9 protein-coding genes and 2 pseudogenes are annotated in these 12,469 nt (G+C 37.9%); 10 read left to right on the top strand and 1 reads right to left on the bottom strand.

What is annotated here, in order from left to right:
• Positions 1-24: 24 nt before the first annotated feature.
• From AAZO_RS08760 to AAZO_RS42430, 10 genes and pseudogenes are all read left to right on the top strand, one after another.
• Positions 25-771 (top strand): COP23 domain-containing protein, encoded by a 747-nt coding sequence (locus tag AAZO_RS08760; protein WP_013190963.1) that lies wholly within the window; start codon positions 25-27, stop codon positions 769-771.
• A gap of 576 nt (positions 772-1,347) precedes the next feature.
• Complete coding sequence (locus AAZO_RS08755) at positions 1,348-1,770, top strand: FG-GAP repeat domain-containing protein (RefSeq protein ID WP_187289626.1); 423 nt, start codon at positions 1,348-1,350, stop codon at positions 1,768-1,770.
• Complete coding sequence (locus AAZO_RS08750; RefSeq protein ID WP_228371682.1) at positions 1,677-2,051, top strand: FG-GAP repeat domain-containing protein; 375 nt, start codon at positions 1,677-1,679, stop codon at positions 2,049-2,051. Before AAZO_RS08755 ends, AAZO_RS08750 begins: the two co-directional genes overlap by 94 nt.
• A 291-nt stretch (positions 2,052-2,342) precedes the next feature.
• Positions 2,343-2,648 (top strand): annotated as a pseudogene (locus AAZO_RS08745) (ISLre2-like element ISCst1 family transposase); the annotation flags it as partial.
• Between the two features lie 169 nt (positions 2,649-2,817).
• Complete coding sequence (locus tag AAZO_RS08740) at positions 2,818-3,018, top strand: hypothetical protein (protein WP_013190960.1); 201 nt, start codon at positions 2,818-2,820, stop codon at positions 3,016-3,018.
• A 158-nt stretch (positions 3,019-3,176) separates the two neighbouring features.
• Positions 3,177-4,442 (top strand): annotated as a pseudogene (locus AAZO_RS29510) (IS701 family transposase).
• 527 nt (positions 4,443-4,969) lie between these two features.
• On the top strand, positions 4,970-5,701 hold the full coding sequence (locus AAZO_RS08730) for a peptidylprolyl isomerase (protein WP_013190959.1): 732 nt from the start codon (positions 4,970-4,972) through the stop codon (positions 5,699-5,701).
• Between the two features lie 331 nt (positions 5,702-6,032).
• Positions 6,033-9,038 carry a peptidase domain-containing ABC transporter gene (locus AAZO_RS08725; RefSeq protein ID WP_013190958.1) on the top strand — a complete coding sequence of 1,002 codons (3,006 nt, stop codon included), beginning with the start codon at positions 6,033-6,035 and terminating at the stop codon, positions 9,036-9,038.
• A 200-nt stretch (positions 9,039-9,238) separates the two neighbouring features.
• Positions 9,239-10,807, top strand: coding sequence for a beta-barrel domain-containing protein (locus AAZO_RS08720; RefSeq protein ID WP_013190957.1), 1,569 nt, complete (start codon positions 9,239-9,241; stop codon positions 10,805-10,807).
• Positions 10,808-10,849: 42 nt separating this feature from the next.
• Entirely contained in the window at positions 10,850-11,005 is a 156-nt protein-coding gene (locus tag AAZO_RS42430) for a hypothetical protein (RefSeq protein ID WP_228371581.1), read from the top strand.
• Between the two features lie 365 nt (positions 11,006-11,370).
• Here AAZO_RS42430 and AAZO_RS08715 read toward each other — a convergent pair whose 3' ends face one another.
• The gene (locus AAZO_RS08715; RefSeq protein ID WP_013190956.1) at positions 11,371-12,375 is read right to left on the bottom strand and encodes a transaldolase; all 1,005 of its coding nucleotides are present in this window, start codon (positions 12,373-12,375) and stop codon (positions 11,371-11,373) included.
• Between the last annotated feature and the right edge of the window lie 94 nt (positions 12,376-12,469).

Genomic DNA, 12,469 nt, shown 5'->3' with positions numbered 1-12,469 from the left:
GAATATATATTTAGCGCTTGAATTATGCCATCACAATCAGTTCAGTTCTTATTGTTGAGTAGTCTGAGTATATCCTTACTTGTAGGAAATTCTGTAGCTTGTGCCCAAACTGATAGTGTTGTTGTTCCCACTGTACCATCAGGCTCACCCACCAATATACCGACTTCCAGAACTTTGGATAGTAGCAAAAGATTCAGTTGTCAATATTACAACGGTCAATATACCGTAATGTACCAGCCCCAAAGTCAACCAGGTCAATTTTTTGCTTGGGCTGCACCACAAAACATGGGTGGTGGTTGGGATGCTCAAAAACGATGTGATGCGATCGCCAATCGGTTAGAATTATATCGCCCAGACGGCTTACAAGAACTCCAGATAGGTGTAGAAAATAACGAAAATATTATCTGTGTCACTACTGAGGCTAACTCCGGTTGTCGCATTGTTCTCACCGTGCCTCGTGGTAAAGATCCTTATGCTGTCCGAAGTAGTGTTTTCAATAACTTAGCTAATGCTGATAACGGACAACAAACCATATCTGTTAACACTTATACTAATGGCAACCCAGCAGGATCTAACGAATTAGACAATTTAGGACGCAGCCTTTTAGGTCGTAATAATCGTGCTAGTTCATCCAGAAGTGGAATTAATTTGAAACCATTCCTAGATCCCAAAGATGGCGGCACAGCCAGTAAACTGCGAAATGGAGTATCAATTCATCGTCAGTCCCAACCACAAAATCGTACTATCTTGAATCCCCGCCGATTCCGCTAATCGGTAATGTATCTTAACGAAGATTCTTGTAACGAAATAATCAAGTAGTCGTGCAAAATCAATTTCATATTGAGGAGAGAGAATAGTTAACAGGCAAGGAATACAGAGATTTTTGTTGAGAAGATCTGCAATAAATGTTACTCAGGTATTTATTAATAAAGCAGTTACCAGGGTAATTAGGACAAATTCATATTTGCCAATCCTGATTATACAAGGATAGCTAAAACCTAAAACCTAAAAGGTAACTGCTAAATACTATGAATAAAACTTTGGCTTCTTTGTAGATGTTTACAAGGAGGCTTTTCCCTGTGATTATTTTTTATTTTTAATAAAATAAATTTTTGGTAAAAATATCGTAATCATTATTAGTTAAGAGATATTTTCAGCTTAAAGTAATTGGTAATAATTCCAGAGCAGGTAGTATTCGTCAGTAGATGAAAATGATCCTGAACCGGAGAAATTCAGTTTATATAAATAAACTGAAAATACTAAAACAATTTTAGCTAGCAAGTTGTGTCAATATTATTTGCTACAGTAGACCATCTTGCGGACGGAGATCGCTCTTATTCTGTAGTTTTGGGAGACCTCACCGGAGACAGCAAGCTAGATGTAGTAGTAGCGAACTATGGTGATGAAAATGTCTCAGTCCTATTGGGCGATGGCACAGGAAGCTTCGGCGCTGCTGCTAACTTTAGTGTAGGAACTTTGGGTCCTTTGGTGTCTGTATCAGTATTTACAGGAGACTTCGACAGTGATGGCGACCTGGACTTGGCAACAGCAAACACTGACTTGACAACTTTCAGTAGCAGCAATATCTCAATCCTTTCAGGTAATGGGGATGGTACTTTCAACACAGTCAAGAATTCAATTATGCTATTCCTCAAGCTGGACTACTTGCGACCGCACTGGGAGACTTCAACAGTGATGGGAAGCCAGACTTACCAGCAGGGTCACTTACACCTGGCAAAAATGATCTTCACGTGTTATTACGTAATTTAAATGATAGTTTTAATACCCCTACTTTCACATACACAATCGGTCAGACTACCCGCGCACTTACTCTCGGTGACTTCAAAGAAGATGGATGGACAGATTTGGCACTAGTCAGGTCTGGACAAACCAAGGTTGTCGTGCGATTTACTACTGGCACAGGTAGCTCTGGAGAACTTATTCTTGCTAACATGGAAAGGGAGCAACGCGATTTTGTGAGGTGGGGTAAAAACTGTGCGCTCACTAAACCTAAAACAGGCATCGATACAAATCATTTACCTTACTACTAAAATATCTTATACATGTATCTCACATGAAATTGCTTAAGAAAATTTACCAGATGAGAGAAGCTGAGACACACTGCTATTGTGGTCAAAAAAAAGGTAGGATCTCCAAAGAAAAAACAGGGAATACCTACCATTAATTAATGACAAGAAATATATATTCAAGTCTTAATTTGACCAAATGTTTGAAAGATTTTCAAGAGCAAGTTACGAAACTTTTAGAAAAAATAACATTCCCTAATGGAATGGACAAACTTTTAAAGCCCATGAAGAAAAGATTAGAGAAGGTGCATTAATATGGATGAATTTATTGCTTCAGCAGTAGGAGAGCATTCTTAAACTCTGGTTAAACAAAGAAATTATCTTTTACGTGCCTATGGGGAAGAACGTTTGAACTATGCTAAAGTTTCAGCCCGTAAATTACCTATTGGTAGTGGAGCTATGGGAAGTTTAATCCACCAAGTTGTCAATTTAAGAATGAAAGGAAACAGTGAATTTTGGTTAAGAGAAAATGGGGAAATTATTTTACATCGGATAGCTGGAAGTTGGCATAATTTCTGTAATTCAATTTTTACCTCTTTTATCCATCTTCAGACTGTCTAATATTTTATACCTACAACTCCCATTTAACAGAATTTTCTATGCTAATCAATACCTGCTTATTTGCTGACTGACCTAAGCAGCTTATTCCCACCAGCCACAAACGATTGAATGCAAGTCTTCTGAGGATATTTTGAGAAGATACTTTGTCTTGGAATTCTATTTATTTAATATGATTTATTTTACTTTAATTCCAGAAAAATCTTTTAGCCATGTCTTGGCTGGCGTAGCTAAAAGCACACTTTTGCCCCACGTTATGAAATCGTGTTGCTCCCCTTTAAACTCTACAGCTTTAATTTACGGTACAGGTGTGACTACAGCTACTGATAGCTTACAACCATACCTGATTTACAACACCAGCAACGGTGCATGATTCTTTGATACTGATGGTAATTACGCGGGTTTAACTGTTCGTAGTGCAACTCTAGCTGGTTAGCGTCTTGTGGGTAATAGTGATATTACTGTAATTTAATTAACGGGACTTAGGAGTATAATGCAATTTCGGTGTAGCTTTCACGTTAAAAGAAGCTGATGAAAGAAACTACTGCCGCAGCAATAGCACCATGGTTTGAAAGATGGTGTTAAAGGTTTGATGATGTATTTACTCATCAAGGGGAAAGAAGAGAGTTTAGACATTATTTAGGGGGATGATTAGGTGAAAGTAAGAGAAAAAACCTATTTTAAATGGCAGAGAATGCCCTAGAAGTTACGTACCACCGATTACACCACGTTTTAACTGAAGCACCTTGGTCCAGTTCCCAAGTCAATGACCGTCGGTTAGAGATGATGAACAAGTGTAGTCAGAGGAGAATCACCAGAGGATTTAGCTTAATAATTGATGATTCTGTCCATAGAAAAAGGGGGAATTTTAGGGATGGAGTAGGAAGAGAATATATTGGAGAAATCGGGAAAAGGGATACTGGAATAGTAGTATTAACAACACATCTATATGATGGCAGTAAAAGCTTACCATTAGATATAGAGTTAGATCACCACGGTGATTCTTGACCCAAAGGGAAACAAGACCCTCGATTTGAGAATAAACCTGAGTTAGGAATTAAATTAATAGATCTGACCTTAAGCCGTGGTTATCAACCAGGAATAGTAATTATAGATCCTGGATATGGCCACAATACATCTTTCTTATTAAAGATAGAAAATCGGAATTGAAAGTATTGAGGAGGATTAGCTAAAAATCCCACAGTCCTTAGCAGTGACCAAGAGGATAGTCCAGCAATAATTAGGTTAGATGAATTAGCACAAAGTTTAACCCAAGAGGCTGTTACAGAAATTCAACTGCAGTTAGATAAACCCAAAATATCATGGGTAGTAATTAAAGAAGTAGAAATATCAGCCTTAACTGGAAAGGGCAATATTGCTATCCTCATCAACGGTTCTACTTTCTCTCGAGCCACTGATATTGACTACTTTATGACCAAGGTTTCTTGATCAATTGTCACACCCCAATGGATAGTTGATACATATTCTCAAAGAAATTGGGTAGAAGTTGTTTACAGGGAAGCCAAGGGATGGTTAGGACTCAAAGAATATCAAGTTGGAGATAACAGCAGTTTACTGCGCTATTTTATTTTGGTTTTCTGTGCCTACACTTTTATTCTTTGCCATCAGTGGACTGGAGGATTAAGACCAAGGTGGGCTAAGAAACCTTTGAATACTTTTACTGAAGCTTTAGAAGTGTTGAGAACAGCCATATCTTTTCTATTTATTGATTGGTTCAACTGGAATCCGGACGTGTTTACTTCTTATCAAGCCAGTTTGGGCTACATTTGGGCTTGATTTTTGTTTACGTGCCGATAGAACAAACAGGATTGAGTGTAGTGTGTAGGCTACACACTACACTCAATCCTGTGTTCAATGTGCTTGTTACCCCCTCATCAGGAGGCTGCGCGATTTATTGAAGGAAAAGAAAAAAATATGTTTCGAGGCATACACTACAAGACATACAGCGTCTTGATTTGAAACCTTGGATTTTTAAAGTTTATTACAAGTAATCAGCCGGACAAGATGTTCAATTTCAAAGTTTTCCTACCAGACTGCCAGTTTAAGGTTGCAAATTCAAAAAATTATGATAGCTTGGTACGATATATGCAAATAGATGCGTTTGTTGCTAGAGTTGACAAGAGCATATTCAGTTTATGCCATGATTTTTAGTAACTATCTATCCACATACAGAAAGAGCTAAAAATGAAGGAGTAGGTTGTAAAATATTTGCTAACTTAACCTTTAGATAAACTAACTAAAATCTATTTCTATTAAGTTGTTAAAAGCAATTGATAACGGTGGTAAATCTGCTCACAAGTGATATGAATCCAGTTCTGCAATTTGGCGATGCCTCCGGCGAGGAAAGATCTCACTTACTCACAGCCCCAGAAGTTCTGGAATTACTGGGCAAATACCAATTAATCCCTCCATTACTTAAAGAGGTAGTTATTGACCAAGCGATCGCACAGATTGAGTGTACGCCACAAGAAGAAAAACTTGCCTGTGAACAGTTAGCTCAACAATATCAAGGGCGACAAGAACAGAATATAAGTTCTGAACAGTTGAATACAATGGCAATTCGCCAACTCAAACTGGAGAAGTTCAAAGAAGCTACTTGGGGACAAGATTTACACTCTTACTTTTTCCAGCGCAAATCCCAGTTGGATCGAGTTATCTACTCCCTAATCACCACCTATGAAATTGGTATTGCCCAAGAAATTTATTTCCGGATCCAAGAAGGAGAACAATCTTTTGCTCAACTAGCACGGGAATATGCCCAAGGGACTGAAGCTCAAACAGATGGTTTAGTTGGACCGGTGGAACTACAATCTCTTCATCCACGGTTGATACAAATCTTGTCTGTGAGCCAACCACAGCAACTTTCACCACCCAATCAAATAGGAGAATGGATAGTAATTGTCCGTCTAGAAAAGTTCTTACCTGCCCAATTAGATCGTCCTATGCATCAGCGATTGCTCAATGAACGGTTTCAGAGTTGGCTACAAGCACAAATAGCCGCACAAAACTGGCAAATTAAGCAATTAGATATGTGAGTTTTCAGGAAGATGAGGCATAAAAAAACCTTATAGAGCGTATCTAATATAAGCCTGGTTGATTTAGTTCTGATTCCTGCATCTGTAAAAAAATCTGAAATATCCCTGATACTTTTATGTATCAATGATAAATCTAGAATCAGAAATGATATTGGATTTGCCAGGGTAATGATTACCAGCCCAAAGTTTCAAATTTTTATCATCCAGGTAAAAGTTATCACAAGTTCCATGCTGGTGGCAAACATCAACCAGTTAATTAATTTCCCATAACTGATATTAATTAAATTAAATAGTTTTCATAAACATGACCTATTAAGTATTTTTCATAAACATGACTTATAGTAATAACGCCTTTACTGAATTTCTCAATACCGTTGACGGATTTGAACTACTATCGACAGCGGACAAAAATAATTTACTTTCACAACAGCAAGCTTTACGCTACCGTATAGGTCAAAAAATAATTGGTAAAGAAAAACTACCCGATCGCATAGCAATTCCTTATGAAGGAAGAGTGCGGTTATTAGCATATCACCCTCAGACTAAATTGCCAATTACTTTAAAAATACTAGAACCCGGAGCAATAATTGGGGAGATTAGTTTATTAAGGCATATTTCCTGTGAAACAGCTATCGCATCCACCGAAGTTATCTGTTTAACCTTCAGCACAGCCGATTACTTAGGTTTACTTGCCCAAAATTCGGCATTTGCAAATGCGCGTCAGAACGTGAGTAATTTAATCGAAATATTCGATATTCTCAGTCCACAGTTAGCCCAACAAGCCAATGCTAGTTTAAATTTAAAAGAAATTACCCAACAAATTGTATCAAGTGTAAAAATCCAGCACCTACCACTAGGAAAAACTTCCTTTAACCAACTGGAAACTAATCGCATCTGGTTCGTCAGCGGTGGTGGGACAATAAGTAATATTCCCCCTGGTTCTCAGTTAGAACCTAACAACTTAAGAGATATTGTAGAGGTAACGGGGAACGCTCCAGCAAGGTTAGTAGGGATCAATGCCGCAGACTTATTATTCTTGAATAATGATCATACAGAAGAAGAACTTCCAGACAATCAAGAACAAATCAGAGATGAGTTAGAGATTCCCTACGCATCAACAGAAGAAGTTTTTGCCTCACCAACCCAAACATCACAAGTTAAACAAAAAAATAAAGAATATCCATTTTTTCGCGGACAGGGTGAATTAAATTCTACTCTTGCCTGTTTCCAAATGCTGGCCAAGCACTTAGAAATTCCCTTGCGTAAAGAAGTAATCCGTCGGCTTTTAAACGAGCAAATTAAACGCCAGGGTGTCATATCTTTTCAACTTTGTGCTTATTTAGGAGAATTAATTGGCCTCAAAACCCAATTAGTAGATGTTCCTGCTACCTCTATTACACGGATCCCCACACCAGCATTAATTCAATATAGAGATAGTTTTGCTGTCATCTATGCAGTAGAAGCAAATACAGTAGTTTTAGCTGTGCCATCAAAAGGTATCATCAATTGCAAACCCGGCAAACTACTCGAAGAATTAGAAACTGATGAAACCAACTTACAGCCACAACTAAGGGCACTATTATTTAGTGCGACACAAGAAACACCCCAAGAACGCTTTGGTTTAAGCTGGTTTTTACCATATCTATCACGTTACCGTCGAGTCTTAATAGAAGTATTCATTGCGTCATTTTTTGTACAACTGGCAGCATTAGCCAATCCTCTAGTTATTCAGTTAATCATTGATAAAGTCATTGTTCAAAATAGTATTAGTACCCTGAATATTTTAGGAGTTCTACTATTAGCCGTTGGTGTATTTGAAGCAATTCTCACCACATTACGGACTTACTTATTTGTAGATACGACTAATCGGATTGATATGAGCCTGGGGTCACAAATTATTGACCACTTACTCAGATTACCATTGCGCTATTTTGAACGCCGACCAGTAGGTGAACTCTCTACTCGTATCAATGAATTAGAAAATATCCGTCAGTTCCTCACAGGTACGGCTTTAACAGTGGGATTAGATGCAGTATTCTCGGTGGTTTATATCATCGTTATGCTGTTTTATAGTTGGCAACTGACCTTAGTTGGGTTAGGGACAATTCCTCTATTTGTGGTCATTACATTAATTGCCGCTCCCACAGTAAGTCGACAGCTACGAGCCAAAGCTGAACGCAACGCCGAAACTCAATCTTATTTAGTTGAGGTCATGTCAGGCATTCAAACAGTAAAAGCGCAAAATATTGAGTTGCGCTCGCGTTTTTCCTGGCAAGAACGTTATGCAAGGTTTGTGGCCGCAGGGTTTAAAACTGTGATAACTTCCACTTTGGCTAATTCCACCAGTCAGTTTCTCAATAAACTAAGCAGCTTACTAGTTTTGTGGGTAGGAGCTTATTTAGTATTACAAAAAGAGTTAACTTTAGGGGAATTAATCGCCTTTAGAATTATCTCAAGTTACGTTACTAGCCCCATCTTGCGTTTAGCACAAATCTGGCAAAACTTCCAAGAAACAGGATTATCCTTAGAACGATTAAGCGATATTATTGATACACCAAGAGAAGCAGAATTAGACAGAGATAATATCCCCTTACCTGCAATACTTGGGGCTGTAAAATATGAAAATGTTTCTTTCCGATTTGCTCCTAGTGGACCACTGCAACTGAACAATGTTAGCCTCGACTTTTCAGCGGGTAGGTTTGTGGGTATTGTTGGGCAAAGTGGTTCCGGTAAAAGCACAATGATGAAATTACTGCTCAGACTTTATAATGTCCAATCTGGCAGAATTTTGATTGATGGTTATGACATTAGCAAAGTTGAACTTTATTCTGTGCGTAGACAAATTGGTGTCGTTCCGCAAGACCCACTATTGTTTGATGGCACAGTTCAGGAAAACATTGCCCTGACAAATCCTGATGCAACAACAGAAGAAATTATCGAAGCTGCACGAATTGCTGTTGCTCACGAATTTATCATGAACCTGCCCAATGGTTATAACACCAGAGTTGGAGAAAGAGGTTCAGCCCTCTCTGGGGGGCAAAGACAGAGAGTTGCGATCGCACGTTCAATTTTACAAAAACCTAAATTATTAGTATTGGACGAAGCTACCAGCGCCTTAGATTATCCCACCGAAAGACAAATATGTCTCAATTTAGCCAGAGCATTTCAAGAAACAACCGTCTTCTTTATTACTCACCGTATTAATACAGTTAGTAATGCCAATACAATTGTTGTCATGGATGGTGGTCGTGTAATTGAACAAGGTAGCCATCGAGAATTAATGACTGTTAAAGGGTATTATTTTTACCTTTATCAACAACAAGAAGTTAATTTTTAATTAGTTCAGTTGTCACTTATCAGTTGATAAGACTTGAGACTAATTAACAATTGCTCATAGATAAGTTATCAATTCAAAATTCCAGCATAATATACGGAGCGAACTAAAATCAGTATCAATCTTAAATCATCTCCAAATCAATATTAATCCTCTTAAATCTCTTAGTCATCAAATCCTGAGTAAAGAAAACTAAAATTGTTATGACTCAACTTAATGCTAACCAAATCAATAGCAACGGCAATGGAAAAAATCAAAGTCTACAGTTGCTGACACCTCGCAAAAAAGCTAAAATAGCATCCTTAACTAATGCCTATAAGCAGGATGAATTTGAACAGTCTATAGTCTTATGTCAATCACCAATATGGTCACGTACCATCATGATTACCTTGATGGTTGTAGCCTGTTTTGGAGTTGGGTGGGCTTATTTTTCCAAACTTGAACAAGTAGTTCCAGCAACAGGTCAATTAAAACCAGAGGGAACAGTCAAAGAAGTACAAGCTCCCATTAATGGAGTTGTAAAATCTGTTTATGTAAAAGATGGTCAAACCGTAAAAAAAGGAGACTTGATCTTAACATTTGAATCGGTTGCAACTTTAGCTGAGTTAAGTTCCTTAAATAAAATTCGCGTTGCTTTAACTAAAGAAAACGATATTTATCGTCGCTTGATGGGAGCAAGCACAGGTATCACCTCAGAGTTGGACTTTTTACGTAGTAACTTGTCACCAGAATCTGCTTTTCTCCTTAAACATCGAGCATCATTAGTAACAGAAAATGAACTACTGCGTTCTCAATTAAAGAATACTCCACCAGAAAATAGCAACGGAATTGATGAACAACAACGCCTCATAGCAGCGAAGAGGGAATTAGATTCCCGATCTAGCGCAGCTAAATTAGAAGTTGAAAAAATCAGGAAGCAACTATCACAAACCATCGTCAAAATAAGAAATACTCAAGATAGTTTAGCCATTCAAACACAGATTTTGGATAAACTCAAAATATTAGCAGTCGAAGGTGGAATTTCTCAACTGCAATATCTCAATCAGCAACAACAAGTACAAACTTTAAAAGCAGAAATATCACAATTAACTGAGGAAGAAAAACGCCTCCAGCTTGATATTCAAAAAGGACAGCAGGAAGTAACTAATACAGTAGCAGTTACTGATAAAAACGTTCTGGAGCAGATAGCTAACAACAAAAAGAGGATTGCCGAAATAGACAGCCAATTTATGAAGATTATTCTGGATAATGAGCAGAAATTGGGAGATATTAACAGTAAGATTTCCCAGACGCAATTAAATGTTAGATATCAAGAGGTCCGTGCTCCTATAGAAGGGACAGTGTTCGATATGCAAGCCAAAAATCCTGGGTTTGTAGCAAACACCACCCAAAAATTATTGCAAATTGTACCTAATGATAAATATGTTGCTGAAGTATTTATCACCAATAAAGATATTGGATTTGTAAGGGTAGGTATGAACGTAGATGTGAGAATTGATTCCTTTCCTTTTAGCGAATTTGGAGATATTAAAGGTCAGGTGATTGATATCGGTTCAGATGCTTTACCCCCAGATCAAATTCATCAATTTTATAGATTTCCAGCCAGAGTTAGCTTGCATAAACAAAAACTAGAAACTCAAGGCAAAAAGATAGCATTACAGTCTGGGATGTCAATTACCGGTAATATTAAAGTTCGCGAGGAACGTACTGTACTTAGTTTGTTCACGCAGATGTTTACCAAGCAAGTGGAGAGCTTGAACGAAGTGCGTTAATATCTAACCCATATTTCGCAAATCCCCAATTTATTTAAGAAGTTGGGGATATATAACAAAGATCATGGGTTCTTGGAAGGAGTTTCAGAAATAGATGAACAATTATTGAGGATTATCAAAAATATGACCTTGGATTTAGAAGTTTCTAAGTGTTCACTTGGTGATTGGGAGAAGGCAATCTGCCTGCATGGGCTATGAAGTCTGGCGACAAATTGAGAGAAATCGGGGTGGTATGGTAGTGATTGATATGGATGCAAGTTTCATAGCTTATCAAGGAAAATAAATGTAAAAAATATTGATAGGGAAAATATCACGAACTTATCCCACTAATCCAAAAACACCTATTTTTTAAACTCACGATGTGGTATAAAATCTTGATTTTTCGTTTTTTATTTGCAACAAAATGAAGACTTTTGACCGCAAATCATATTAGTGGGATATATTCATGCAAGCATACAAAGTCAAAGGAAAAAATTTATACATCTTGTAACAGATACATCTACCCCTAAACAATAGGGTGGGGACTGCCCACCCCAGATGTATCAAATTATTGGTCAATTTTCCTAACCAGCAGCTACCATTTCACTCTCTAAACGAGCTAATCTTTCTGCTAGTAATTGTTCTAAGGTAATTAAAGCCTTGGTGAAACCATCTATACCTTCTGCAAGTTTATTAGATGCCATGTGATCGCCAGCGTGCATCTTATCAAAGCTGGCTTTATCAACAGAGATTTTTTCAATTGACAAACCTGGTACCTTTGCGGGATCAAGTTTCCGTGGTAATTCGGCAACAGTATTTTGCAATTCAGTTAATAAACTGGGAGAAATAGTCAACAAATCACAACCAGCAAGTTCGGTAATTTCGCCGATGTTACGGAAGCTTGCACCCATAACTTCAGTTTTATAACCGAATTTCTTGTAGTAGTTATAGATTTTAGTGACAGACAATACACCTGGATCTTCAGCAGAGGGATAGCTATCTCGTCCGGTATCTTTCTTATACCAGTCTAGGATGCGTCCCACGAAGGGGGAAATTAGAGTGATACCAGCTTCAGCACAAGCTATCGCTTGGTGGATACCAAATAGTAAAGTTAAGTTACAGTGAATACCTTCTTTTTCCAAAATTTCCCCAGCCTTGATACCTTCCCAAGTAGCGGCAATTTTAATCAAAACCCGTTCTTTAGCAATACCAGCTGCCTTATACTGAGCAATCAAATCCCGTGCTTTAGCTACAGTAGCATCTGTATTATAAGATAACCGTGCATCTACTTCAGTAGACACCCGACCGGGAATAATTTGCAAAATCCTCAACCCAAAGGACACCGCCAAACGGTCAAAAGCCAAAGAAACTACCTGTGCTTGGGTAGCTTGAGAACCTGCATCTTTTTTAGCTTTGATTAAAGTTTGGTCAACAATATCCTCATATTCTGGCATTTGTGCCGCAGTAGTAATCAGTGAAGGATTGGTAGTAGCATCTTGGGGTTTAAACTTTTCAATTGCTTGGATATCCCCAGTATCAGCCACGACAACGGTTACTTCCCGCAACTGTTCCAGTAAATTCTTAGGCATAACATACTCCGTGAATTTTTTTGGTGTAGGATTTACCAATCCCCAATTATTTAAACTCTTTGATCTTCCACATAATTCGGATTCTGGCAATTTT

It is taken from the genome of 'Nostoc azollae' 0708 (assembly GCF_000196515.1).
Lineage (GTDB): Bacteria > Cyanobacteriota > Cyanobacteriia > Cyanobacteriales > Nostocaceae > Trichormus_B > Trichormus_B azollae.
Note: the sequence above shows the minus strand (reverse complement) of the source record. Positions and strands in the feature narration are given on the sequence as shown.